This window comes from Duganella violaceipulchra, from assembly GCF_019166075.1.
Classification (GTDB): Bacteria; Pseudomonadota; Gammaproteobacteria; order Burkholderiales; family Burkholderiaceae_D; genus Rugamonas; species Rugamonas violaceipulchra.
Genome location: NZ_JAHTGR010000004.1, coordinates 412,504 through 435,763, shown reverse-complemented (window position 1 = coordinate 435,763; position 23,260 = coordinate 412,504). Strand labels below are relative to the sequence as shown.

The following is a 23,260-nucleotide window of genomic DNA, read 5'->3' as shown; positions in this document are numbered from 1 at the left end:
CGGGCCTGGATCACCAGCTGTAGCCGGCCTTGGCGTAGTAGTAGCGGCCGTTGAAGCCGTTCGGCGCGAAGCCGCTGTACGGATTGATGCCGTTGTTGTTGAGGTTGCTCGCCGACGTGACCTGGTCGGGATAGCGGTTGGTCACGTTGTCGATGCCCGCGCTGAGACGCCAGTTCTTGTTCAGCTTGACGCTGCCGGACAAGTCCAGCACCCATTGCGGATCGTAGACCTGGTCCAGCGCGGCGTTATTCTGCGGCACGGTGAAGCAGCCGTAGCGCGTCACCACGCCGCGCGCGCCCCAGGCGCCGAGCGACCAGTCGGTCGCCAGGCTGAGCTTGTCCTTCGGCGAACCGACGGTCAGGCGGTTGATGGTCTGGCGGTCGATCAGGGTCAGGCCGTTGTCGTTCAGGATGGCCGGGTTGGCGTTGACGTGCTCCAGCGAGTTCTTGTTGTGGTTGTAGGCCGCGGTGAAGTCGTAGCGGCCCGCGCCGATGGTTTCCCAACGGTAGGTGCTGACCACGTCGACGCCGGTGGTGCGGGTGTCGATGGCGTTGGTGAAGTAGCGGCCCGCGCCCACCAGGATGCCTTGCTTGGCCAGCGCCGCCTGCAGCGCCGGCGACAAGGTCATGTTGGCCGACAGCGCCACGCGGTCGTCGATGTCGATGCGGTAGGCGTCGACCGAGGTGTTCCAGTTGCGGGTCGGCGACCATTGCACGCCGAGGCTGTAGTTGCGGGCTTTCTCGGCCTTGAGCTGGGTCGCGCCCAGCGCCGACGCGGCGGCGCTGCCGACCGCGAAGGTGCCGGTCTCGATCGCCGTGTTGACATTGTTCACCACCGAGAAGTTGGTGGTGGTGATGGTGTAGAACTGCTGCGCCAGCGACGGCGCGCGGAAGCCCGACGAGGCCGTGCCGCGCAGCGAGAAGTCCGGCGTGAACGCGTAGCGCGCCGAGCCCTTGGCCGAGGTGGTGCTGCCGAAGTCGCTGTAGCGCTCATGGCGCAGCGCGCCCGAGGCCGAGAACTGCTTGGTGATTTCCGCTTCCAGGTTGGCGTAGATCGATTCGTTGTGGCGGCTGTTGCCGCCGGCGTTGATCGGACGGAAGCCGGAGAAGCCCTGCGCGCCGCTGCCGATGTAGGAGGCCTCGTCGCCGGCGCCGATCTCGTATTTCTCGTGCCGCGCCTCGACGCCCAGCGCCACCGTCAGCGGGCCGCTGAAGGCCGCCACCGGATATTCCTTGGCGACGTCGAAGTTGAACAGCTGCTGCGTGTTCTTCAGCTTGCCGGCGTAGAAGTGGGTCGGGCTGGCGGCGTTCAGCGACTGGTTGACGGTGTGGTCCAGGTCCAGCTGGAATTCGTTGCTGCCGTAGTTCAGGCTGGCGTCCCAGCGCCATCCGCCGGCTTCGCCGCGCAGGCCGGTGACCAGCGAGGTGTCGGTCGATTCACTGTTTTCCAGCGGCAGGAAACCGTTCGGGAAGAGCGGCGTGCGCGGCACATATTCGGTGTGGGCGGGCACAGTCGGCGTTGCCGCGACATTGACCGGCAGCAGCGCGGTGCGCCAGGTGGCTGCGGCCGAGGTGTTGCGCTGGCCGTAGTTGGCGAAGGCGTACCAGTCGATGTCATCGTTGATGCGGTATTGGCTGTTGACGAACACGGTGCGCGGCCTGGTCTCCGGATCGCCGAAGCGCTGTACCACCTGGCCGTATCGGGGCTCGAGCTTGTTGCGCGAATCGGGCTCGGCGCGGTTGGTCGGATCGCGGTTGGACGCTTCCAGCGCCACCCGCACCCAGCCCTGGTCGCCCAGGTTGAAGCCGGTGGAGCCGCGCAGCGTGAGGGCCTTGCCGTCGCGCTTCTGGTACTCGCCGAAGCCGATCTCGGCCTCGCCGCCGGCCGCGCCTTTTTTCAGGATGATGTTGATCACGCCGGCGATCGCGTCCGAGCCGTACTGGGCGGCCGCGCCGTCGCGCAGCACCTCGATGTGGTCGATGGCGGCCAGCGGTATCGCGTTCAGGTCCACCGGCGCCGAGCCGCGGCCCTGGGTGCCGTTGACGTTGACCACCGCCGTGGTGTGGCGGCGCTTGCCGTTGACCAGCACCAGGGTCTGGTCCGGCGACAGGCCGCGCAGTTGCGCCGGGCGCACGGCGTCGCTGGCGTCGGCGCCGGACGGGCGCGGGAAGTTCATCGACGGCAGCAGACGGCCCAGCACGGTGGCCAGTTCGCTCGAACCGCTGGCCTGCAACTCCTTGGCGCCGATGACGTCGACCGGCGATTCGGAATCGATGGTGCGGCGGTTCTTGGCATAGGTGCCGGTGACGACCACGGACTGCAATTCACCGTCGGCCACGGCTTGCTGGGCAAAGGCGGGCATGACGACGGTGGCGATCAGGCTGCTGAGCAGAAGGGGACGGGCGATGCGGCGTGTGCTCATGTGACGGTCTTTCTACGTTGATGATGAGGAAAGCTTACCAGTGCGCAAAGTTGCTGCACACGAATGGTTACGTCTAATGATATTCAAGATTTGGATAACGCGCAGGGGAGTGTTGTTTAAAAGCGCCGGGGTCAAGTCTGACATTCGGACACGAGCTCTGCCGTAATCTCGCATTACGGCAGAGCTCGTGTCCGAATGTCAGACTTGACCCCCGGGTTTTATTGGCCGGGGTTGGGGATGGCGGCGTGGATGGCGTCCACCTGCGCCAGCACTTCGGGCGGCAGTTGCAGGCCGTAGGCGTCGATGTTTTCCTTCAGCTGCGCCAGGTTGGTGGCGCCGATGATGGTCGAGGCCACGAACCAGCGCGAGTAGCACCACGCCAATGCCAGCTGGGTCGGCGTGATGCCGTGGGCGCGCGCCAGCTCGGCGTATTGCGCCACGGCCGATATCACCGTCGGCCTCAGGTAGCGCGGGCTCCAGGTCACCGGGAACAAGGTCAGGCGCCCCTTGGCTTTCGGGTCGTCGTGGTACTTGGCGGTCAGCTGGCCGAAGGCCAGCGGGCTGTAGGCCAGCAGGCTGACGTTCTCGCGGAAGCAGGTTTCGTCCAGCAGGCTGGTCTCGAAATGGCGCGCGGTCAGGTTGTACAGGTTCTGGATGCTGGCGATGCGCGGCAGGCCCTGCATCTCGGACTGCTTGATGAACTCGTTCACGCCCCAGCACGATTCATTCGACACGCCGATCGCGCCGATCTTGCCTTCCTTGATCAGCTCGCCCAGCGCGGCCAGCGTTTCCTCGATCGCCACGCACTCGCGCTCGAGCTTGGGATTGAAGGCGTTGGAGCCGAACACCGGCACGTTGCGGCTGGGCCAGTGCAATTGGTATAAATCGATATGGTCGGTTTGCAGCCGCTGCAGGCTGGTCTCGACCGCCGCGCGCAGATTGGCGGCGTCGAAGTTCTGCTGGCCGCCGCGCACCCAGCTGATGTGCGGACTCGGTCCGGCGGCCTTGGTGGCCAGCACCACCTTGCCGCGCGCGCCGCTCTTCTTCAGCCAGCTGCCGATGTAGCGCTCGGTCGCGCCCTGGGTTTCCGCGCGCGGCATCACCGGATACATTTCCGCCGTGTCGATGAAGTTGACGCCGCGCTCGAGCGCGTAGTCCAGCTGGCTGTGGGCGTCGGCTTCGGTGTTCTGCTCGCCGAAGGTCATCGTGCCCAGGCAGATCTTGCTGACCTTGAGATCGCTCGTACCAAGTTGTGTCTTCTGCATGCCGCCTCCTTTATTTGCCGTGTACGGCGTCCGCGCAATCGCGCACCAGCGCCGGGCCCGCGTAGATCAAGCCACTATACAGCTGCACCAGCCGCGCGCCGCACTCCATTTTGACCTTGGCATCGGCGCCGCGCATGATGCCGCCGACACCGATGATGGGCAGCGCATCGCCCAGCTCGGCCTTGAGCAGGCGGATCACCGTGTTGGAGAACTCGAACACCGGCGCGCCCGACAGGCCGCCGGCCTCGGCGCCGTGCAACATGCCGGTGACGGCGTCGCGGCTCAACGTGGTGTTGGTAGCGATCACGCCGTCGATCTTGTGGCGCAGCAGTGCGTCGGCGATGTTCTTGACCTGGTCGCCGTCCATGTCCGGCGCGATCTTCAACGCCAGCGGCACGTAGCGCTTGTGCTGGTCGGCCAGGCGCAGCTGGGCTTCCTTCAAAGTGCCGAGCAGGCCGTCCAGTTCCGAGCCGCCTTGCAGCTGGCGCAGGTTCTTGGTGTTCGGCGACGAGATGTTGACCGTCACGTAGCTGGCGTAGGGGTAGACTTTTTCCAGGCAGTGCAGGTAGTCGTCGGTGGCGCGTTCGATCGGGGTGTCGGCGTTCTTGCCGATGTTCAGGCCCAGCACGCCGGCCTTGTCCTGGTAGAAGCGTGACGACTGCACGTTGGCGACGAAGGCGTCGACGCCGCCGTTGTTGAAGCCCATGCGGTTGATGATGGCTTGCGCGTCCGGCAGGCGGAACATGCGCGGCTTGGGGTTGCCCGGCTGCGCGCGCGGCGTCACGGTGCCCACCTCGATCGAGCCGAAGCCCAGGTCGGCCAGCGCGTCGATGTAGGCGCCGTCCTTGTCCAGGCCGGCGGCCAGGCCGACCGGGTTCTTGAAGGTAATGCCCATCACGGTGCGCGGGTCGGCCTTGGGCTGCTTGACCAGCTTGGTCAGGCCCAGGGCGGCGGCGCGCTTGAGTGCGGGAAGGGTGAAATGGTGGGCCGCTTCGGCGTCCATCGAGAACAGCATCGGACGGGCCAGCGAGTACAGGAATTTTTCGGACATGGGGGAGCTCTTGTTGTAGTTCCCCGTATTTTATCAGGCGTCCAGCACGCTCCACACGCCGCGCATGCGGGCTTCGAGCGGCTTGAAGTTGGTTTTGTAGGACATTTTCGGACTTTCCTTGATCCAGTAGCCCAGGTAGACATAGGGCAGCTTCAATTCGCGCGCCTGGGCGATCTGCCATAAAACATTGTAGGTGCCGTAGGACGCGCCTTCGATGTCGGGATCGAAGAAGGTGTAGACCGACGACAGGCCGTCCGACAGCACGTCGATGATGCTGACCATGCGCAGCGTGCCGCCGGGCTCGCGAAACTCCACCAGCCGCGTGTTGACCCGGCTTTGCAGCAGGAATTGCGCGTACTGGTCGCGGCTGTCCTGGTCCATGCCGCCGCCGGCGTGGCGCTTGCTCTGGTAGCGCAGGTAGAGGTCGTAGTGCTCGTCCGAGAACGACAGCGTGGCCACGCCCGCCGTCAGGTCGCCATGCCTGGCCCAGGCACGGCGCTGGCCGCGGTTGGGGCAGAACTGCTCGGCCACCACCCGCACCGGGATGCAGGCCTGGCAGCCGTCGCAGTACGGGCGGTAGGTGAAGATGCCGCTGCGGCGGAAGCCGTTCTTGACCAGCTCGGAGTAGACGTCGGCGTTGATCAGGTGCGAAGGGGTAGCCACCTGCGAGCGCGCCTGGCGCGCGTCCAGATAGCTGCAAGGGTAGGGCGCCGTGGTGTAAAACTGCAGCGTCGCGAAAGGCAGATCGTTCAGGTGCGTCATGCACGTCCTATCGAGGGCAGGTGGTGTAGACCTATGATAGCGCCAAGATTGCGAAGGCGCTTGTCACCTTTAGCTTAACTGTCCGCAGCCAGTGGTGCAATGGGTACCCACACGGTGATCTGAGGCAATTCAATATTGTTGCGCAGATGCGCCAGGAATTGCGCGCGGGGAATCGGCGCCGCGCCCAGCGAGGCCAGGTGGCCGGTCTCCTGTTGGCAATCGATCATCTTTACACCGTGCTGGCGCAGGAAGCGCACCAGGTAGGCCAGCGCGATCTTGGAACCGTCGGTGACGCGGGCGAACATCGATTCGCCATAGAACATGCGGCCGATCGACACGCCGTAGGCGCCGCCGACCAGCTGGCCGTCCAGCCACAACTCGGCCGAGTGGGCGTAGCCCAGCTTGTGCAGGCCGGTGTAGCCGGCGATGATGTCTTCCGAAATCCAGGTGCCGGGGCCGTCCCGGCGCGGCGCGGCGCAGGCCCGCATCACCTGCGCGAAGGCGCTGTCGAAACGCACTTGCCAGCGGCCGCCGGCGGCCATCTCGCGCTCGACCTTGCGCAGGGTTTTCTTCAGGCTGTCCGAGATGCGGAACTGGTCGGTCATCAACACCATGCGCGGATCGGTGCTCCACCACAGGATGGGCTGGCCTTCGGAAAACCAGGGGAAGATGCCGTTGCGGTAGGCCATCAGCAGCCGCTGCGGCGACAGGTCGGCGCCGGCCGCCAGCAGGCCGGGCGCGTCGGTGGTCAGCGCCTGGGCGACGTCGGGGAAGGGGCTATCGGTTTCCAGCCATGGGATCATAGGGACAGCGTCACGTCATCAGAGGTCGGAACGCATATTGCGGGTGATGTCCTGGGTGTGGAAGCCGTAGCCGCCGCCCTCGCGCATGCTGGCGCGATCGGCGAAGAACAGTTCCAGCGTGGTGCGGATGGTGGGGAAGGCCAGCTCGTCCCACGGAATCTCCGCTTCGCTGAACAGTTGCACGTCCAGGCTTTCCTCGCCGGGGGCGAACTCCAGGTCCAGCAGCGTGGCCAGGTAGAACAGATGGACCTGGTGGACACGCGCCACGTTCAGCAGCGAGAACAGCTGACCCAGCTCAATATTGGCGCCGGCTTCTTCCTGGGTTTCGCGGATGGCACCTTCGGCGGTGGTTTCATTGTTTTCCATGAAGCCGGCCGGCAGCGTCCAGTAGCCGTGGCGTGGCTCGATCGCGCGTTTGCACAGCAGAACCTTCAGTTCGCCGTCGCGTTCCCACACGGGAATGGAGCCCAGCACCATTTTCGGGTTCTGGTAGTGGATGGTGGCGCAGTTGCCGCAAACATAGCGCGGGCGGTTGTCGCCGGCCGGGACGGCCAGGCTGACGGGGGAGGCGCATTCGGAACAGAATTTCATAGGGGATAGCTCAGTCGGTAAGGATGCTCACTTTGGCTACTTTACACCGATTGAAGCCGGTGCGGCATGGCCTATGCCTATAGGTAACTGCATATATTCGGACTATCGCAGCCGATTTCAGGATTAATATTGCCTAAACCAATGAACTGCCCTATAATAGCTACATACAGACGCGGGGTGGAGCAGTCTGGCAGCTCGTCGGGCTCATAACCCGAAGGTCACAGGTTCAAATCCTGTCCCCGCAACCAAATTTGAAAGCCGTTGATACCGAAAGGTGTCAGCGGCTTTTTCGTTTCCGCGACTGCAAAATCGTGCTTTCCCTATAATTTAGGTACTTGTGGGGAGTGTTTTCATGCGAAAAATCAGACTGACCTCGATTGTCACCTTCTTATCCATGCTGGCGCTGGTATTGCTGCTGGCGGTGCTGAGCGCTTACTGCGGCGTGGGCGCCATTCCCAGCCTGGGAGATTTCCGGGGCGTGGCCGTCAGCGCGGCGGCGGTGCTGCTGGTTTACCTGTATGGCCTGCTCATCTTCCGGCTTTTCCTGTGGGCGCAGCCCCTGCATGACGGAAATATTGAATTCGGCTCCAGGCAGGAGTTCATCTATCAAGTCTATGTCCTGTTCTATCTGATCCTGTTCAACTCCTTGATACGCGGTGGAATGATTCCGATCCCCATCATGCGGCTGATCTATCTTGCGCTGGGCGCCCGCCTGGGCGCCAATACCTACAGCTCCGGCATTATTTACGATCCATCGTTTGTGACGATAGGCGCCAACAGCGTGATCGGCGAAACGGCCTTGCTGGTGCCGCATGTGATTGAGGGCGATACCTTGGGACATTATTTCATCACGATAGGCGACCATGTGACGATAGGCGCGCATGCGGTGGTCTTGTCCGGCGTGACGATAGGCGACAACGCGATCGTGGCGGCCAATTCGCTGGTGGCCAAGGGCACGCGCATCGGCAGTGGCGAAGTGTGGGGCGGCAGTCCGGCGCGCCGATTGAAATAAGACCAGGCCATGAAAAGAGGCCGGCGCCCTGAAGCGCCGGCCTGAGTCGATTGCCAGCCCCGCTTGCCAACTATTTCTTCTGCTCGCGGCGACGGCCCAGCGTACCCATGCCGAAGATGCCTGCGGCAACCAGCGCCAGGGTGGCTGGCTCAGGGACAGGGGTGAACTGCTGGGCGCCATCGATATTCAACACGAATTGCGAATCCGTGTTGGGACCGGTGGCGATGCCATTGACCAGCAGCGGGCGCGTGAAGTCGGGCGCGGCGGGGCCAGGGAAGTTCAGCGTGGTGTCGAAGCGGGTACCGGCCAGGGCCGGCGACACGTAGGCCCCATTGGTGAACAAGACCGTGCCGAGCAACGTCGCCGAGCCTACGCCGGTGGCGCCGGGCGTGCCGGAGGTGCCGGTTGCCAGGAAGGTCGACAGTTCCGAATCCCAGGTGCCGGAAAGCATCAGCGCGCCATCGGTAAAGCCGGTGCCGGCCGCTTGATTGGCATCGGGCGAGTTATCGAAATAAATCGACCAGTTGCTGCTGGTGGCGGGGGTGAAGGTGATCGCCACCGTGGAGCAACCTGCGTTGAGGCATGTTGCCCGTTCGTGCAGGGTGGCGACCGTCGTCAGCTCATAGGTGCCAACTGCGGGGCCGGGTGGGGCGACGCGCAGGTCCGGCGTGGGCGACGTGGTGTTGATGACGCCGGCGAAGGCTTGGTATGTCAGGGTGAAATCGACGAAATCGCCGGTATTGTTGGCGGGGGTGAGCGCAAAACCCTGCACCAGTCCCGCGCCGTTCTGGTGCCAGTCTATGCCGGTGAAGTTCTGGAGGACGCCGTCGCCGCCCAAGGCCGAAGGGGCGGCCGGTTCCCCCGGGTTGCCGGCAAAGATCACATTGGCGGCGCTGGTGGTGTTCAGCGTGGTCGCCTGAGCCGCGCCGGCCACAAATAGCGCTCCCAGCAGAGCGCCTAGTATGCTTGATTTTTTCATTTTGTTTCCTTCCTTGATGAGTGGAGTATCGCTACGCTAGGGTGGAGTTTCAATACCTTGCCGACCGCTTGGAGTCAGTCAGCTACCCACTACTAAGCAAATGCCAAGCCATGCTTGAAGGAGATTCTAAGTATCTGTTTTTAAAGTATCTTTTTTTAGTGCAGCCGGCGCGGTGAGATCGCATGTAAAGAAAATCGACAGCCTTGCGGCCCGGTCCGCGCCTACCAGGACGCCAGCAACGCCTTGACATCGGCGCGTTGCGGGAAGTCTTTGTCGGTGGCCAGCAGTTGCTCGAACTGGAGCCGCGCGGCAAGCTTGTCGCCGGACTTCATCAGCGCCAGGCCCAGGTGATAGCCGATATCCGGCACGTCGGGCGTCAGGGTCTTGGCTTGTTTCAGCAAGGGCAGGGCGCGGCCGGTTTCGCCTTGCTCCAGCAAGATCCAGCCCAGGGTGTCGAGAATGCTGGGATTGGTGCCGGCCAGCTGGTAAGCCCGTTCGGCGGTCGCCAGCGCGCGTTGGTCTTTGTCCTGCTGGTAGGCCCAGGCCAGGTTGTTGAGCGCCACGACATTTTTCGGGTCTTGCCGGACGATGGCCTCGAACGCGTTGATCGCGGGCTTGTAGCGCCCGGCCGCCAGATCGGCGCTGCCCTGATAGAACCGGAAGCCGGGATCGTTGGGATGTTGCTGCAACCACTGGGCGGCATGCAGGCTCGCCTCCCTGGTCTTGCCCGCCATGAGCAGGGCCTGGTGGATCTTGATCGCCAGCGGCGGCAGCTGGCTCATCTTGTATGCCCGCTCGTAGGCGCGCAACGCGTCTTGCGCTTTGTGCTGGGCCATCCAGATGTCGCCTTCCAGCGTCAGCCCCGCCGGCAGCTCGGGCCGCTGGCGCTGTACGGTTTGCGCGATGGCAAGCGCCTCCGCGTAGTTCTTGCCATCGACCAGCAAGCTCGCCGCCAGCACCTGGGCTTCGAACCAGTCTTCTTTCAGACGCAAGGCTTTCTTGGCCGCATCGAGGGCGCCGTCATTGTCCTTGAGCGCGACCTTGGCATAGGCGATGCGCAGTTGCACGGCGGCCGACGTCGGTTGCAGGGCGGCCAGCTTGGCATAGTTTTCCAGCCCCGCCTCGTAGTTGCCGTTCGCAGTCTGTATCTGCGCCAGCAACGCCAGCGCGTCGGGATCGGCGGGATGGCTGGCCTGGACGGCCTGTGCCAGCTTCAGTGATTTTTCCCTGGCGCCGGTGCGCAGGTAAAGCGTCGCCAACTGCAAGGCCGGGGTCAAGGCTTCGGGATGGTCGGCGGTGGCGCGTTCCAGCCAGCGCACCGCTTCCGCGCTGTTGTTCTGGGTCAGGGCCAGCTTGGCCAGGCCCGTCATCAGCCCCACGTTTTTCTTGTCCTTGGCGAGCGCCGCTTCGTAACGCTGACGGGCACGTTCGGGTTTTTTCTCCAACAGGTCCATTTGCGCCAGGTTGTCGAGGGCCGGCAGGTAGGCCGGGTCCAGCGCCAGCGCCTGCTCGAAGCCGGCGCGCGCGCCGGCCAGGTCGTGCTTGGACAAGAGGATGCCGCCCTTCAGATTTTGTACCAGCGGATTTTTGCCGTCGTGTTTTTCCATGGCCGCCACCGCCAGCAGCGCCTTGTCGTATTCCTGGTTGCGCAAGTGGGTCATCGCCAGCAGGATGCCGGCCTTGCCGCTCTTGTCATCCAGGGCGGTCGCCTGTTCCAGTTCGGCGACCGCGCGCGCCGATTCGCCGGCGCCCAGGCGACTCAATCCCAGCGAGGTGTGCAAGCTGGCCGTTTGCGGCGCCAGATCGCTGGCGGCCTGGAAATATTCAGCCGCTTTGGCGAAATGCCTGCCTTGTATCTGCGCCTGTCCGGCCAGGGCCAGGAGTTCCACATCCGTCTGATTAGCCTCCAGCACCGGCCCCAGCACCTCGATGGCGTCGTCGGTCTTGCCGTTCTTCAAAAGGATGCCGGCCAGGCGCTTGCTGGCGTAGACATGGTGCGGATTAGCGTCGAGAAATTTGCGCAAGGTGAGCTCGGCCTCCAGATATGAGCCCATGGCCGGTTGCACGGCCCCCATCAGTAGCAAGCTCGGCATGTGATCGGGCATCACCCTCAAGATCAGTTGCAAGGTATCGCGCGCCGCCGGATATTTCGCTTCCTGAAAGTCGAGCAAGGCCTGGGTGTAGAGCACCGGCAGATTGTTGGACGAGATCTTGCGGGCGGCATCGATTTCGGCGCGGGCCTCGGCCAGTTTTTTGTCCTGGATCAGCAGGGTGGCGCTATCGATATGGGCTTGCGCATTGTTGGGCTGGAGGGTCAGGATTTGCTTGTACGCCCGTAGCGCCGCCGCGGGTTTTCCTTGCAGGCGCAACAGGTCGCCCTTGAAACGCAGACACGCGATATTGTCGGGATGCTTGGCCAGCGCGTGCTCGATATGTTGCGAGGCCAGGTCCAGGCGCTGCGACAGGGCGGCGATCCTGGCCTGGCCCAGCAGCGCTTCCGGCAGGTCCGGGTTTTTCGCCAGCATGGCGTCGAACAGTTGTTGGGCCTGCGCCTTGTCGCCCAGGCCCAGGTAGGCGTTGGCCCGCAGCACGAGCAGCTCCGTCTGGTGCGGGCTGGACGGGTCGGGCTGGACTTCGTCGAGCAGTTTCTTGAATTGCCCTTGCATCAGCATCACCTTGCCCAGACGGGGCATGATTTCCGCCGCGCCCATGCCCAACGCCTGGGCCTTGCGCACTTCTTTCTCGGCCGAGGCGACATCGCCCGCGTCGATATAGACTTCGCCCAGCAGCAGGCGGGCGCGCGCATCGTCGGGGGTTTTCTGCAGCGCGTTTTTCAGCTCGATGATGGCGGCCTTGGTCTCGCCCTTGACGCGATACTGACGGGCTTGGGCCATCAGGCTGTCGGTGTCGCGCGCGTTGTTGCAGGCGCCCAGCGTCAGCGTCAGCAGCACCATGGCCAGGCGTGGTGCGCGAGCGCGCCGGCCGGTCGAATTTTTGCTGAATCGTATCATCGAGGTCTCCTGGACGTGGGGGCACCTCCGCGATCTTAGGTCGCAATATGGACCTCGGCCTTACGCTTGATCAAGCCAGCGTGGCGTAGGCGGTCCTGATGTAGTCGAGCATGGCGGGGGTGATCCAGGTGCCGCTCAGCAGCGCGGGTTCCTGCTCGTGGGCGGCGCGGATCTTGGCCAGCGTGGCCGGGGCGCCGCCGATCTGCGCCATGTAAAGTGTCATCCAGCGCTGCGCCAGCGCCTGCGCCGACGGCGCATCGTGAGCGATGCCGTCCTCCAGATGCTGATGCGCGCCGGCGATCAGCGTCATCCACTCGTACTGATGCTTGCCGCTGTTGTCGCGCATGGTGCGCAATTCATCGGGATCAAGGTAGCGCGCGTAGATGCCCAGCTTGCGCGCGCCCAGCGCCGTCGACACATAGTGCTTCATCGCCGGCGTGATGCGGGTTTGCTGCTGCACCGCGAGCTCCTGGTCCAGCATGTCGGTGATGCGCAGAGCGAGTCCGGGATGGGCGTTGGTATCGTGTTGCAGTGTCTGCATCCAGCGCTCCGCCAGTTCGCCCGCGCGCGGGTCGTCCGGCGGCGCGCCTTGCGCCATCAGCGCTTCCACTTCGCCCACCAGCGCGGCCCAGGCGGCGTGGCGGCGCGCGTCCTGCTGCCAGAAGGGCAGGCGCTTCAACTCTTCGCGGGTGAAATATTTGTCGTACAGGTCCATCCGCTCCAGCGTTTCCAGCCAGTCGGACAGCTCGGGACTGCGGCCGCTGCCCAGCACGTGCTGCAGTTGCATCAGTTGTTCGCGCAGCGCCGCCGCCTGTTCGATCTGCTGGCCCAGCGCGGCGATCTGCTGCGCGACGATGTCGGCAAACGGCGCGTCCGGGCTGGCCAGGAAGGTGGCGATGTCGCCTAGCGACATGCCGAAGCGCCGCAGCGTCTGGATACGATGCAGGCGCGCGACGTCGTCGCGGTTGTACAGGCGGTAGCCGGAATCCGCGCGGGCCGACGGCGTCAACAGGCCGATGCTGTCGTAGTGGTGCAGCGCGCGCACCGTCAGGCCGGAGCGCGCCGCCAGTTCGCCGATTTTCAGGACCGTGCTGTCGTGATGTTCTTTCATGCGCGACAGTGTACGACAGGCGCGCCGTCTCAGGCCAGCGCGTCCTTTGGCAGCTTCAGCAGCAAGGCCAGCAGCGCGGCCAGTTCGGCACGCATGGCGCGGCGGTCGACGATCATGTCGATGGCGCCGCGTTCGAGCAGGAACTCCGGCCGTTGATAGCCCTCCGGCAAGGTCACGCCCAGCGTGCTCTTGATGACGCGCGCGCCGGTGAAGGCGATCAGCGCCTTCGGCTCGGCCAGCACCAGGTCGCCCAGGAAGCAGAACGAGGCCGAGATGCCGCCCGAGGTGGGATCGGTCAGCACCGACACAAAGGGCAGCTTCTTCTCCGCCAGCCTGGCCAGCATGGCGGTGGTCTTCGCCATCTGCATCAGCGACAGCAGGCCCTCCTGCATGCGCGCGCCGCCGCTGGCGGTGATGCAGATGAAGGGCACATGCTGGTCGATCGCCGCCTGCACGCCGCGCACAAAGCGTTCGCCCACCACCGACCCCATCGAGCCGCCCATGAAATCGAACTCGAAGCAGGCCACCACCACCGGCACCGACAGGATGGCGCCGCTGATGACGATCATGGCGTCGGTTTCGCCGGTGGCTTCCATCGCCGCCTTCAGGCGTTCGGTATAGCTCTTGCTGCCCTTGAACTTGAGCGTGTCGACCGGCAGCACTTCCTGGCCGATCTCGTGCCGGCCGCCGGCATCGAGCAGCGCATCGAGGCGGTTGCGGGCGCGGATGCGCATGTGGTGGCTGCATTTGGGGCAGACCTGCAGGTTCGCTTCCAGGTCGGCGCGGTACAGCACCGCCTCGCAGGCGGCGCATTTGATCCACAGCCCGGCGGGGATGGACTGCCGCTGCTCGGCGCCGCGCTTGATGCGCGGCGGCAGCAGTTTTTCTATCCAGCTCAATGCATGCTCCTTCACGGTAAGGCATGCAGCGTACAGCCTGACGCAGCGTCAGGCTCAAGCGAAATCTGCGCATTTGTGCGCCGATTAACACAACGGCATTTGGCAAATTTGACCTAGGTCAAGGACGTGCGATTTACGGCCGGCCGGCGCGCGGCATTGCTGGGCAGGCCCGATTGCCGATGCTACTCTCAAGCAATTCCTACCACTCCGGTGCCCGCCATGGCTAGTAATCACTCCCGATTCATTGCATTGGTCACAGCGACCTACCTCGTGCTCGGCTCAGCCTGGGTGCTGTTATCGGATCAGTTATTGGGTGCGCGTGAATCGCAAGTCGTGATCTGGCTGTCCAGCGCCAAGGGCGTGTTCTTTGTCGTGTGCAGCGCGGCCGGTTATGCGCTGGCGATGCGGGCGGTGTCGACCCGTGATGACCATCGCCAGCCGCTGTTCGAGGTGGCGGCCCGCGGCCTGGTGCCCGGCGCCGGCCACTGCTGGTACCACTACCCGCTGGCGCTGCTGCTGGTCGGGACGATGCTGGTGGTCCGCACCCATCTGGTCGACGCCAGCGAGCCGCGTCCCTTGATGGTGCTGTTCATGTTGCCGATCATGGTCAGCGCGCTGGTCGGCGGCTTGGGGCCGGGCTTGCTGGCGACGGCGACGGCGGCGGTGGGGATCAAACTGCTGGTGCTGCACCCTTTGTACAGCATGCGGTTTGCTGACCTGCGTGACCTGATGCAGTGGCTGCTATTGATCGTCAATGGCGTGGTGGCCGGCATGTTGAGCGAATTCATGCGCAGCGCCTTGCGCAAGGGCGAGTCCCACCGCAAGCTGTTGAGCGGCATCATCGGCGGCACCTCGGACGCGGTCTATGTCAAGGATTTACAAGGTCGCTATCTGCTGGTCAACCAGGCGACGGCGGCATTTCTCGACATGCCGGCGGACCAGATCCTGGGACGCACCGACGAGCAGTTGTTCTCCGCACCGTCGGCGGCCAGGATGCGGCAGCAAGACCAGTTGGTGATGCGGGCCGGCCGCACCCAGACCAGCGAGGAACACCTGACCCTGCCGGACGGCAGGCAGGCGCTGTTCCTGTCGACCAAGGGGCCGCTGCTGGACAGCGCCGGCCACGCGACGGGCATCTTTGGCATTTCGCGCGACGTCACCGAGCGCAAACTGGCCGAGGAGCGGATCGAACATCTGGCGCATTTCGATGTGCTGACCGGCTTGCCCAATCGTGTGCAGCTGGACGAGAGCGCGCGCCAGGCGATCCTGAAGGCCCAGTGCGAGGGCCGCAAGCTGGCGGTGATGTTCCTCGACCTGGACCGCTTCAAGGATATCAACGACAGCCTGGGCCACAGCATCGGCGACGCGCTGCTGGTCCGGCTGGCGCGCCGCCTGCGGCTGACGCTGCGCGCCGAAGACTCCGTGGCACGGCTGGGCGGCGATGAATTCATTTTCCTGCTGCACGGCGACGATGTCGAGGCGCTGCCGCGCGTGGCGCAAAAGATACTCGACACGGTGTTGGAACCGTTCGCCGTCGAGCAGCATGAATTGTCGGTCAGTGCTTCGATCGGCGTGGCCGTCTATCCGCAGGACGGCAAGGACCTGGAGACGCTGGTGCGCTGCGCCGACTCCGCCATGTACCGGGCCAAGCAGAACGGCCGCAACGGCTATTGCTTCTTCACCAGCGATCTGGAGGCCGAAGCGGTGCGGCGGATGCAGATCGTCGGCGCGCTCAGGCACGCGCTGGAAAATCGCGAACTCAGCGTCCACTACCAGCCGCAGGTCGATGCGCACGACGGCCGTATCATAGGCGCCGAGGCGCTGCTGCGCTGGCAGCATCCCACGCTGGGCGCGGTGTCGCCGGCCGAGTTCATTCCGGCCGCCGAGGACAGCGGCCTGATGCTGTCGATCGGCGAATGGGTGTTGCGCCAGGCGGTGCGCCAGATGAGGACCTGGCTGGACCAGGGCATGGCGCCGTTCATGATGGCGGTGAACCTGTCGACCACGCAGTTCCGCCATCCAGACCTGCCGCAACTGGTCAGCAACATCCTGGCGCAGGAGCAGCTGGAACCGCAATACCTGGAGCTGGAGCTGACCGAAGGCACGGCCATGCACGATCCGCTGGCGGCGATCGCCGTGATGGACAAGCTGCACGAGCTGGGCGTGCGGATGGCGATCGACGATTTCGGCATTGCCTACTCGTCGCTGAGCTACCTGAAGAAATTCAAGATCTACAAGCTGAAGATCGACCAGTCCTTTGTGCGCGACATCAGCACCGATCCGGACGACCGTGCGATCGTCGCCGCCATCATCAACCTGGCGCGCAGCCTGGGCTTGCACACCATCGCCGAGGGCGTCGAGCACCCGGCGCAGCTGGAGTACTTGCGGGAGCAGGGCTGCGACGAGATACAGGGCTTTTACTACAGCCGGCCGTTGACCGCCGGCCAGTTCGAAGCCTACGTCAGCGAGCGTCGCCTGTGCGCCGCCTAGGCGGGGCTGTCGCCGTCCGCGCGCGGGTGCAGGCTGGCCCACAGATGGGCGGCGGCCATGGTGCGGTGAGGGCTGTACCGGGCCAGGATTTTCTCGGTGCGCGGCATGTCCGGCTTGCTCTCTTCGCCCAGCAGGTGTTGCAGCGCGGCGCGGATCGCGACGTCGCCGTGCAGCGAACAGTCGGCATGGCCGTAGCCGCGCAGCAGGCCGTAGTTGACGGTCCACGGGCCGATGCCCTTGACCGCCAGCAGCGCCGCCGACACCTGTTCGATGCTGTTCGACGGCGACAGCTCCAGCGGCAGCTCGCCGCCGGCGACCAGGCCGGCCAGGCGCAGCAGCGTTTCCGCCTTCGCGCGCGAGAATTTGCGGCTGGTCAGGTCGTCGATGTGCAGCCTGGCCGCGTCTTCGGCGGCGGGGTAGCACCACAAGCCGCTGCTGTGCTGGCGGCCGGCCTGCAGGATGAAGGTGCGGCGCAGCGCGATCGCGAACGACAGGTTGATCTGCTGGCCGATGATGGCCCAGGTCAGCGCCTCGAACACGGTGGCCGATTGGACGATGCGCAGGCCGGGCTGCGCGCGCGTCAAGGGCCCGAACATCTTGTCCCTGGCGGCGAAGGCGATGAACGGCTCGGGATCGATGCGCAGGCCGAGAATGCTGAGTGCCGCCTCGCGCACCTGCTGCTGCGCGGCCTTGGACAGCGGGCCGTCGGCGTGCACGGTGCAGCTGGCGCTGGTGGGCGCGGCGGGGTGGTCGGGCACGATCTCCAGCACCACCGGCACGCCGGCGATCAGCATGCCCTTGCGCAGGCGCTCGGGGCTGACTTGCTCGGCCACGCTTTCGGCGTCGCGGCTGTGGAAGGCCAGTACGTCGTCCAGCCGGTAGTTGGCCGGCAGCGGCAGGGTGTAGGGCTTCACGCTGCCTTGGCCTTGTTCAGGAAGCCGAAGCCGGGACGGAAGCCGGTCACCAGCGCGGTGCCGGTGATGACGATGGCCGCGCCGACGAAGGTGTACCAGCCGACGCTCTCGCCGAGGAACAGCATGCCCCACAGGATGCCGAACAGGGGGCTGAGGAAGGTCACCGTCAGCGCCGACGACGGGCCGACATCTTGGATCAAACGGAAGTAGATCAGGTAGGCCACGCCGCTGCACAGCACACCGAGCGCCAGCACCGCGCCCATGATGCCGATGGTCGGCTCGCCCGGCGCCGGGAAAAACGGCAGCGCCGGCAGCACCAGGAGGGTCGAGGCCCACATCGAGCCGTGCGCGTTGGAGAACGGCTCGACCGCCTTGGCCTGCTTGGCGTAGTTGCTGGCGATGCCGTAGTTGAAGGAGGCGAACAGCACCGCCGCGATGGCGATGCCGGCGCCCGGCTTGGTGGTGACGTGGTCGAAGCCGACCAGCAGCGCGACGCCGCAGGCGCCCAGCAGCAAACCCAGCATCACTTTGCCGCTGACCATGTGGCGGGTCCAGACAGCGGCGATCAGCGTGCCCCACAGCGGCGTGGTGGCATTCAGCACCGCCAGCAGGGAGGCCGACAAGGTGCGCGCGGCGAAGGCGAACATCAGGAACGGCAGCGCGGAATTGAACAGGCCGAGGATCAGGTAGTGCTTCCAGTTCTGGCGCAGGTTCAGCGGCTTTTTCAGCGCCAGCGCGATGACCGCCAGGAACAGCGACGCGAACAGCACGCGGTACTCGATCAGCACGGCGGCGCCCAGCACCGGCGCGGCGATGCGCATGAACAGGAAGGAGCCGCCCCAGATGGCGGCGAGGAAGATCAGGCGTAACAGGTTGGCGGTGCTCATGCGGAATTCCAGTCGGTGAACGGTGGCGCTATTGTCCCGTAGCCGCGGGCTGCGGGCTAGCCGGTTCTTGCTTTTGAATTGTTCGTGCTTGCGGTTTTTACGCCGCGCCGATATCGACCGCACAGGCGTTCTCGCCGGGCGTGGCCGGCGTGGCGGCATGCGGGATCAGCATCGCGGTCGGCACGCCGTTTTTAATCGCGGTCATCTCGGCCAGGATGGAGATCGCGATCTCGGACGGCGTCTTGCTGCCGATGTACAGGCCGATCGGCCCGTGCAGGCGCGCCAGCTGCTGCGGCGTCAGGTCGAACTCCAGCAGCCGCTCGCGGCGCTTGCTGTTGTTCAGCCGCGAACCGATGGCGCCGACGTAGAACGCGTCCGACTTCAGCGCCTCCATCAGCGCCAGGTCGTCCAGCTTGGGATCGTGGGTCAGCGCGACGACGGCGCTGCGGCGGTCCAGCTGCATGGCGATCACCGTATCGTCGGGCATGTCGTGCACCAGCTGCACGCCGTCGACCTGCCAGCCGGCGCGGTATTCCTCGCGCGGGTCGCAGACGATGACGTGGTAGTCCATGGCGGTGGCGATCTGCGCCAGGAAGCGCGACAGCTGGCCGGCGCCGATGATCAGCAGCCGCCAGCGCGGGCCGTGCAGGCTGACCATGGCGCGCTCGCTGACCTGCATCTGCGCGCCCGGCGCGGCCTTGGACAGTTCCACCTCGCCGCTGTGCAGGTCCAGGCGGCGCTGCACCAGCTCGTGCCGCTCCAGCCGTTCCAGCAGCTCGGCCACGCGGCTGCGCGCCGACAGCGGCTCGATCGCCAGCTCGATGGTGCCGCCGCAGGGCAGGCCGAAACGGTGGGCCTCGTCGGCCGTGATGCCGTAGCTGACGATCTCCGGCACGGTGCGGCGTATGCCCTCGTCGCGCACGCGGGCGATCAGGTCGTCCTCGATGCAGCCGCCGGAGACGGAGCCGATCACCGTGCCGTCCTCGCAGATGGCCAGCGTGGCGCCGATCGGACGCGGACTGGAGCCCCAGGTCTTGATGACGGTGATCAGTTCGCAGCGGCGCCCGGCGGCGATCCAGGCGGCGCTGGTTTTGAGTACTTCAAGGTCGATGCTGTCCATGGATGGAATATACTACGGCTCTCTAAAGCTTGCAGGAACTGCCATGACCACTCCCAAGGAAGACGACGGCTCGCCCAAATTCGGCCGCCTGCTGATCGTGCTGATACTCGCCGTGCTGCTGTGCGCGGGGCTGACCTGGCTGATGGGGAACGTGTTCCCCAATTTCCCCGGCTAAGTTCCCAAACTCAGCTATTTGCAGACCACGGACAGCGCGTTGTCGAACGGGCTGTCCGGCACGATGTCTTCCGGGTTGAACTTCTCGTATTTGTAGTTTTCGACCGGTTCCCCCTTGCCCATGGCCTCGGGGTAGAACACCTGCGACAGCAGCACGGTGGTGCGGTCTTCACAGGAATACAGGTGCAGCGCCTTGACCGAACGGTAAGGCTTGCCCTCGGGCGTGGTTTGCGGCTTGCCGTAGCTGCGCATCGACCACACCTTGCGCGTCTTGTCGGCCTTGATGATGCTGGCCTTGTCGATGTAGAAGACGCCGGCGCCGTCGCCCTTGACCTTGGCCCATTGCGCCGCATGGGCCCAGCCACACATCAGTATCAAGGTGATTGCTAACAGGCCCGGCTTGTTCATGGCGGCTTCTCCGAGTTACGGCACCAGTGGCTTCTTGGCCGCCTGCTTGCCCTTGATTTCGGCGATGGTCTTGTCGATCACCGACAGGCGGTAGTTAACGGCGGGGTGGTTGGCAGTATACCCGTTTAGCACCGTGGCGGGATATTGTCCGGCCATGCGCTGCCAGAAGGCGTGCGCGTGGTCCAGGCTGTAGCCGGCGCGGGCCACCATGTACAGCGACAGGTAGTCGGCCGCCGCGTCGAGTTCCTGCGGCATGGGCTTGACCCCGGCGGTGCCGATCAACATCGTCAGGTCGGGCCGCACGGACACCAGGTTGTCGATGATGCTGCCGACCGTGTAGGCGGAACGGGTGGTGGCGGCGTGGCCCAGCACATTGTGGGCGATGTCCTTGGCCAGCACGTAGGCGATGGCTTCGTCGCTGTGCGCGAAGTTGACCATGCCTCGCGTGATCATCACGCGCTGGCCGTCCGAGTAGGAGTTGATATTGTCCGAGTTGCCGATGTCGATCTTGAAGGCGCAGGCGCGCGTGACCGGCACGTTGAGCGCCTGGTTGCGGCCATCGCGGGCGACGATCAGGTTGAGCGACTGATGGCCGGAGACCAGCGGGCCGAGGATGCCGGCGGCCTGGGTTTCGGCATTCTGGCCGGTGGGCAGGGTCTTGCCCTCGGCGGCGACCAGGCCGTCGCCCTTGCGCAGGCCGGCGCGCGCGCCGCCGCTGCCGGCCAGCACGCTGGCCACTTCCAGGCGGTCGCCGTAATTCAGCACCGCCTGCGCGGCGTCGACGAATTCGCCGGTGTAGGAGTATTTGTTCTTGGCGGTGAAGCCGAGCAGGTTGCGCGCCTGTGTGCGGCACAGGTCCGCGTTGTTGATCAACAGCGGGCCGGCGATGCGGTACAGGCGGTCCTGCAGGGCCACCATCTGGCTCAGGGAATCGCGCGCGGCGGCCATCTTGGCGGTGACCACCGGCGGTTCTTCGTTGATGACGCGGGCCACCACCGGTTCGGCCGGCGCGGGCGCCGGCTTGGATTGGAAAGTCGAGCAGGCCGACAGCAGCGATGCCGCCGCCAACAGGGACAATGAGGCGTATTGATTGATCTTGTTTGTCTGCTGGACCATCCAGGGTCTCCGTCTGTTTTTGTTAGTGTTTGCCGGTGCTGCCAAAGCCGCCTTCACCGCGCTCGCTGTCGCCGAATTCTTCGACCACGTTGAAGCCCACTTGCAGCACCGGCACGATGATCAGCTGCGCCAGGCGTTCCATCGGGTTCAGCGTGAAGGCGCTGTGGCCGCGGTTCCAGGTCGAGATCATCAGCTGGCCCTGGTAGTCGGAGTCGATCAAGCCTACCAGATTACCCAGCACGATGCCGTTTTTGTGGCCCATGCCGCTGCGCGGCAGGATCATGGCGGCGTAGCCCGGATCGGCGACGTGGATCGCCAGGCCGGTGGGTATCAGCACGGTTTGTCCGGCTTCGATGACCATGGGCGCATCGATGCAGGCGCGCAGATCGAGGCCGGCGGAACCCGGGGTGGCGTAGGCCGGCATCTGGTCTTTCATGCGCGGGTCGAGGATTTTGACGTCGATATTTTTCATAATTATTTTGCGAAAAGCGAGTGCTGTGAGATCCGTTTCGAGATCTCCGAAATCAATTGGCGCGCCAGCGTCAGTTTGTCGGCGCGCGGCAGGATGGTGTGGCCGTTTTCATCGAACACGATGATGGTGTTGTCGTCCTGGCCGAAGGTGTGGTGGCCGATATTCCCTACTAGCAGGGGGATGCCTTTTTTCTCGCGCTTGTCGGCGCCGAACTGCACCAGGTTTTCCGATTCGGCGGCGAAGCCCACGCAGTAAGGATAGCCGGCCAGCGTGGTGCGGGCGGCGACGCCGGCGAGTATGTCCGGGTTCTGCTCGAACTTCAGGTCCGGCACCGAGCCGTCCGGGTTCTTCTTCAGTTTCTGCTCGCTGGCGTTGGACACGCGCCAGTCGGCCACCGCCGCCACCGCGATGAAGATGTGCTGGTGGTCGACATTGGCCATCACCGCGTCGTGCATCTGCAGCGCGCTCTGGACGTTGATGCGCTGGACGCCGAACGGCGCCGGCAGCGCCGTCGGGCCGGACACCAGGATCACTTCGGCGCCGGCTTCGCGCGCGGCGCGCGCCACGGCGTAGCCCATCTTGCCCGACGACAGATTGGTGATGCCGCGCACCGGGTCGATCGGTTCGAAGGTCGGACCGGCGGTGATCAGGATGCGCTTGCCCGCCAACACCTTGGGCTGGAACGAGGCCACCAGCTCTTCGAGCAACTGCGCCGGTTCCAGCATGCGGCCCATGCCCACTTCACCGCAGGCCTGGTCGCCGGAGGCTGGGCCGAAGATGACGATGCCGTCGTCGCGCAGCTGTTGCGCGTTGCGCTGGGTGGCGGGGTTCTGCCACATCTCGACGTTCATGGCCGGCGCCACCAGCAGCGGCACCAGGCGCGGACGCGCCAGGCACATGGTCGACAGCAGGTCGTCGCAGACGCCGTGCGCCAGCTTGACCATGAAGTCCGCCGAGCAGGGCGCGACTAGGATGGCGTCGGCGTCGCGGGTGACGTCGATGTGGGCCATATTGTTGTCGACGCGCGGGTCCCACTGGCTGCTGAACACCTTGTTGCCCGACAGCGCCTGCATGGTGACGGCGGTGATGAAGTGGGTGGCGGCGTCGGTCATCACCACCTGCACCGAGGCGCCGGCCTTGGTCAGCGCGCGGCACAGTTCCGCCGCCTTGTAGCAGGCCACGCCGCCGGACAGGCCGAGGACGATTTTCTTGCCGGTCAATTCCATCATGCGCTGCTCCCGTTATTTGTTCACCCGGCGCAGCTCATCGAGGATGAACAGCGCCGCGCCGATGCAGATGGCCGAGTCGGCGATGTTAAACGCCGGGAAGTGGCCGAATCCGCTCCAGTGGAAATCGAGGAAGTCGACCACGTGGCCGTACAGTACCCGGTCGATGACGTTGCCGATGGCGCCGCCCAGGATCAGCGACAGCGCCCACGAGAACATGCGCTGGCTGCCGTGTTTTTTCAGCAGCACGATGATCCAGGCCGCCGCGCCCAGCGCGATGGCGGTGAAGAAGTAGCGCTGCCATCCGCCGCTGTTGGACAGGAAGCTGAACGCGGCGCCCTTGTTATACGCGAGCACCAGGTTGAAGAAGGAGGTGATGATTTTCTCTTCACCGAGCTGGAAGGTCTTGGTGATGGTGATCTTGGACAGCTGGTCGAACAGGATGACGATGGCGGCAATGCCCAGCCAAGGCGTCAGGCTGGCCGAGGATTTGGTCGGAAAGATTTTTTTGGTGGCCATAAAATTTCAAGTTGGTTCGTGGCGACGG

21 protein-coding genes and 1 tRNA gene are annotated in these 23,260 nt (G+C 64.9%); 4 read left to right on the top strand and 18 right to left on the bottom strand.

Annotation, left to right across the window (positions count from 1 at the left end):
- Nucleotides 1-10: 10 nt before the first annotated feature.
- The 6 genes from KVP70_RS10435 to KVP70_RS10410 all read right to left on the bottom strand — a co-directional run bounded on the left by KVP70_RS10435 (nt 11) and on the right by KVP70_RS10410 (nt 6,894).
- Nucleotides 11-2,422, bottom strand: coding sequence for a TonB-dependent receptor plug domain-containing protein (locus KVP70_RS10435; RefSeq protein WP_217942086.1), 2,412 nt, complete (start codon nt 2,420-2,422; stop codon nt 11-13).
- A gap of 218 nt (nt 2,423-2,640) precedes the next feature.
- On the bottom strand, nt 2,641-3,687 hold the full coding sequence (locus tag KVP70_RS10430) for an aldo/keto reductase (RefSeq protein ID WP_217942085.1): 1,047 nt from the start codon (nt 3,685-3,687) through the stop codon (nt 2,641-2,643).
- A 10-nt stretch (nt 3,688-3,697) separates the two neighbouring features.
- Nucleotides 3,698-4,738 (bottom strand): quinone-dependent dihydroorotate dehydrogenase, encoded by a 1,041-nt coding sequence (locus tag KVP70_RS10425; protein WP_217942084.1) that lies wholly within the window; start codon nt 4,736-4,738, stop codon nt 3,698-3,700.
- A gap of 33 nt (nt 4,739-4,771) precedes the next feature.
- Nucleotides 4,772-5,500 (bottom strand): arginyltransferase, encoded by a 729-nt coding sequence (locus KVP70_RS10420; RefSeq protein WP_217942083.1) that lies wholly within the window; start codon nt 5,498-5,500, stop codon nt 4,772-4,774.
- A 74-nt stretch (nt 5,501-5,574) separates the two neighbouring features.
- Nucleotides 5,575-6,303 (bottom strand): leucyl/phenylalanyl-tRNA--protein transferase, encoded by a 729-nt coding sequence (gene aat, locus KVP70_RS10415; RefSeq protein ID WP_217942082.1) that lies wholly within the window; start codon nt 6,301-6,303, stop codon nt 5,575-5,577.
- 18 nt (nt 6,304-6,321) lie between these two features.
- On the bottom strand, nt 6,322-6,894 hold the full coding sequence (locus tag KVP70_RS10410) for an NUDIX hydrolase (protein WP_217942081.1): 573 nt from the start codon (nt 6,892-6,894) through the stop codon (nt 6,322-6,324).
- Nucleotides 6,895-7,065: 171 nt separating this feature from the next.
- On the opposite strand from KVP70_RS10410, the gene KVP70_RS10405 reads away from it, so the two are divergent.
- Both KVP70_RS10405 and KVP70_RS10400 read left to right on the top strand, forming a co-directional pair.
- A tRNA-Met gene (locus KVP70_RS10405) sits at nt 7,066-7,142 on the top strand.
- A gap of 104 nt (nt 7,143-7,246) precedes the next feature.
- A complete protein-coding gene (locus KVP70_RS10400) occupies nt 7,247-7,906 on the top strand; it encodes an acyltransferase (RefSeq protein WP_229224723.1) in 660 nt (219 codons plus the stop codon).
- A gap of 70 nt (nt 7,907-7,976) precedes the next feature.
- On the opposite strand, the gene pepA is transcribed toward KVP70_RS10400, so the two are convergent.
- From pepA to accD, 4 genes are all read right to left on the bottom strand, one after another.
- Nucleotides 7,977-8,885: a flocculation-associated PEP-CTERM protein PepA gene (gene pepA / locus KVP70_RS10395; protein WP_217942080.1), complete on the bottom strand. Its 909-nt coding sequence runs from the start codon at nt 8,883-8,885 to the stop codon at nt 7,977-7,979.
- A gap of 221 nt (nt 8,886-9,106) precedes the next feature.
- Entirely contained in the window at nt 9,107-11,896 is a 2,790-nt protein-coding gene (gene prsT, locus KVP70_RS10390; RefSeq protein WP_217942079.1) for an XrtA/PEP-CTERM system TPR-repeat protein PrsT, read from the bottom strand.
- A 70-nt stretch (nt 11,897-11,966) separates the two neighbouring features.
- Entirely contained in the window at nt 11,967-13,007 is a 1,041-nt protein-coding gene (locus tag KVP70_RS10385; protein ID WP_217942078.1) for a MerR family transcriptional regulator, read from the bottom strand.
- A gap of 29 nt (nt 13,008-13,036) precedes the next feature.
- Nucleotides 13,037-13,906: an acetyl-CoA carboxylase, carboxyltransferase subunit beta gene (gene accD, locus KVP70_RS10380; RefSeq protein ID WP_217942077.1), complete on the bottom strand. Its 870-nt coding sequence runs from the start codon at nt 13,904-13,906 to the stop codon at nt 13,037-13,039.
- Nucleotides 13,907-14,215: 309 nt separating this feature from the next.
- On the opposite strand from accD, the gene KVP70_RS10375 reads away from it, so the two are divergent.
- The gene (locus KVP70_RS10375) at nt 14,216-16,396 is read left to right on the top strand and encodes a putative bifunctional diguanylate cyclase/phosphodiesterase (RefSeq protein ID WP_217942076.1); all 2,181 of its coding nucleotides are present in this window, start codon (nt 14,216-14,218) and stop codon (nt 16,394-16,396) included.
- Here the strand turns inward: KVP70_RS10375 and KVP70_RS10370 are convergent.
- From KVP70_RS10370 to KVP70_RS10360, 3 genes are all read right to left on the bottom strand, one after another.
- Entirely contained in the window at nt 16,393-17,310 is a 918-nt protein-coding gene (locus tag KVP70_RS10370; RefSeq protein WP_217942075.1) for a DNA-3-methyladenine glycosylase family protein, read from the bottom strand. The genes KVP70_RS10375 and KVP70_RS10370 overlap by 4 nt on opposite strands.
- Nucleotides 17,307-18,197 (bottom strand): DMT family transporter, encoded by an 891-nt coding sequence (locus KVP70_RS10365; protein WP_217942074.1) that lies wholly within the window; start codon nt 18,195-18,197, stop codon nt 17,307-17,309. The genes KVP70_RS10370 and KVP70_RS10365 overlap by 4 nt, the downstream gene beginning before the upstream one ends.
- Nucleotides 18,198-18,294: 97 nt before the next feature.
- Nucleotides 18,295-19,317 (bottom strand): XdhC family protein, encoded by a 1,023-nt coding sequence (locus KVP70_RS10360; RefSeq protein ID WP_217942073.1) that lies wholly within the window; start codon nt 19,315-19,317, stop codon nt 18,295-18,297.
- A gap of 43 nt (nt 19,318-19,360) precedes the next feature.
- Between KVP70_RS10360 and KVP70_RS34625 the strand changes: the two genes are divergently transcribed.
- Complete coding sequence (locus KVP70_RS34625) at nt 19,361-19,492, top strand: hypothetical protein (protein ID WP_020701555.1); 132 nt, start codon at nt 19,361-19,363, stop codon at nt 19,490-19,492.
- 14 nt (nt 19,493-19,506) lie between these two features.
- Here the strand turns inward: KVP70_RS34625 and KVP70_RS10355 are convergent, their stop codons facing one another.
- The 5 genes from KVP70_RS10355 to lspA are packed head-to-tail and all read right to left on the bottom strand — an operon-like array spanning nt 19,507 to nt 23,232.
- Nucleotides 19,507-19,899, bottom strand: coding sequence for a surface-adhesin E family protein (locus KVP70_RS10355; protein WP_217942072.1), 393 nt, complete (start codon nt 19,897-19,899; stop codon nt 19,507-19,509).
- Nucleotides 19,900-19,914: 15 nt separating this feature from the next.
- Nucleotides 19,915-21,015 (bottom strand): M48 family metallopeptidase, encoded by a 1,101-nt coding sequence (locus KVP70_RS10350; RefSeq protein WP_217942071.1) that lies wholly within the window; start codon nt 21,013-21,015, stop codon nt 19,915-19,917.
- Between the two features lie 22 nt (nt 21,016-21,037).
- Nucleotides 21,038-21,487, bottom strand: a complete 450-nt coding sequence (dut, locus tag KVP70_RS10345; protein WP_008451445.1) for a dUTP diphosphatase — start codon at nt 21,485-21,487, stop codon at nt 21,038-21,040.
- 2 nt (nt 21,488-21,489) lie between these two features.
- Nucleotides 21,490-22,713 carry a bifunctional phosphopantothenoylcysteine decarboxylase/phosphopantothenate--cysteine ligase CoaBC gene (gene coaBC, locus KVP70_RS10340; protein WP_217942179.1) on the bottom strand — a complete coding sequence of 408 codons (1,224 nt, stop codon included), beginning with the start codon at nt 22,711-22,713 and terminating at the stop codon, nt 21,490-21,492.
- A gap of 15 nt (nt 22,714-22,728) precedes the next feature.
- Complete coding sequence (gene lspA / locus KVP70_RS10335; RefSeq protein ID WP_217942070.1) at nt 22,729-23,232, bottom strand: signal peptidase II; 504 nt, start codon at nt 23,230-23,232, stop codon at nt 22,729-22,731.
- Nucleotides 23,233-23,260: the final 28 nt, after the last annotated feature.

What these genes read in the sequence shown, in the direction of transcription:
- KVP70_RS10400 (WP_229224723.1), top strand. Translation starts at nt 7,247, where the DNA reads ATGCGAAAAATCAGACTGACCTCGATTGTCACCTTCTTATCCATGCTG.
- lspA (WP_217942070.1), bottom strand. Translation starts at nt 23,232, where the DNA reads ATGGCCACCAAAAAAATCTTTCCGACCAAATCCTCGGCCAGCCTGACG.
- aat (WP_217942082.1), bottom strand. Translation starts at nt 6,303, where the DNA reads ATGATCCCATGGCTGGAAACCGATAGCCCCTTCCCCGACGTCGCCCAG.
- pepA (WP_217942080.1), bottom strand. Translation starts at nt 8,885, where the DNA reads ATGAAAAAATCAAGCATACTAGGCGCTCTGCTGGGAGCGCTATTTGTG.
- KVP70_RS10385 (WP_217942078.1), bottom strand. Translation starts at nt 13,007, where the DNA reads ATGAAAGAACATCACGACAGCACGGTCCTGAAAATCGGCGAACTGGCG.
- KVP70_RS10365 (WP_217942074.1), bottom strand. Translation starts at nt 18,197, where the DNA reads ATGAGCACCGCCAACCTGTTACGCCTGATCTTCCTCGCCGCCATCTGG.
- KVP70_RS10410 (WP_217942081.1), bottom strand. Translation starts at nt 6,894, where the DNA reads ATGAAATTCTGTTCCGAATGCGCCTCCCCCGTCAGCCTGGCCGTCCCG.
- prsT (WP_217942079.1), bottom strand. Translation starts at nt 11,896, where the DNA reads ATGATACGATTCAGCAAAAATTCGACCGGCCGGCGCGCTCGCGCACCA.
- KVP70_RS10430 (WP_217942085.1), bottom strand. Translation starts at nt 3,687, where the DNA reads ATGCAGAAGACACAACTTGGTACGAGCGATCTCAAGGTCAGCAAGATC.
- KVP70_RS10360 (WP_217942073.1), bottom strand. Translation starts at nt 19,317, where the DNA reads ATGGACAGCATCGACCTTGAAGTACTCAAAACCAGCGCCGCCTGGATC.
- KVP70_RS10435 (WP_217942086.1), bottom strand. Translation starts at nt 2,422, where the DNA reads ATGAGCACACGCCGCATCGCCCGTCCCCTTCTGCTCAGCAGCCTGATC.
- coaBC (WP_217942179.1), bottom strand. Translation starts at nt 22,713, where the DNA reads ATGGAATTGACCGGCAAGAAAATCGTCCTCGGCCTGTCCGGCGGCGTG.
- KVP70_RS34625 (WP_020701555.1), top strand. Translation starts at nt 19,361, where the DNA reads ATGACCACTCCCAAGGAAGACGACGGCTCGCCCAAATTCGGCCGCCTG.
- KVP70_RS10350 (WP_217942071.1), bottom strand. Translation starts at nt 21,015, where the DNA reads ATGGTCCAGCAGACAAACAAGATCAATCAATACGCCTCATTGTCCCTG.
- KVP70_RS10425 (WP_217942084.1), bottom strand. Translation starts at nt 4,738, where the DNA reads ATGTCCGAAAAATTCCTGTACTCGCTGGCCCGTCCGATGCTGTTCTCG.
- dut (WP_008451445.1), bottom strand. Translation starts at nt 21,487, where the DNA reads ATGAAAAATATCGACGTCAAAATCCTCGACCCGCGCATGAAAGACCAG.
- KVP70_RS10355 (WP_217942072.1), bottom strand. Translation starts at nt 19,899, where the DNA reads ATGAACAAGCCGGGCCTGTTAGCAATCACCTTGATACTGATGTGTGGC.
- KVP70_RS10420 (WP_217942083.1), bottom strand. Translation starts at nt 5,500, where the DNA reads ATGACGCACCTGAACGATCTGCCTTTCGCGACGCTGCAGTTTTACACC.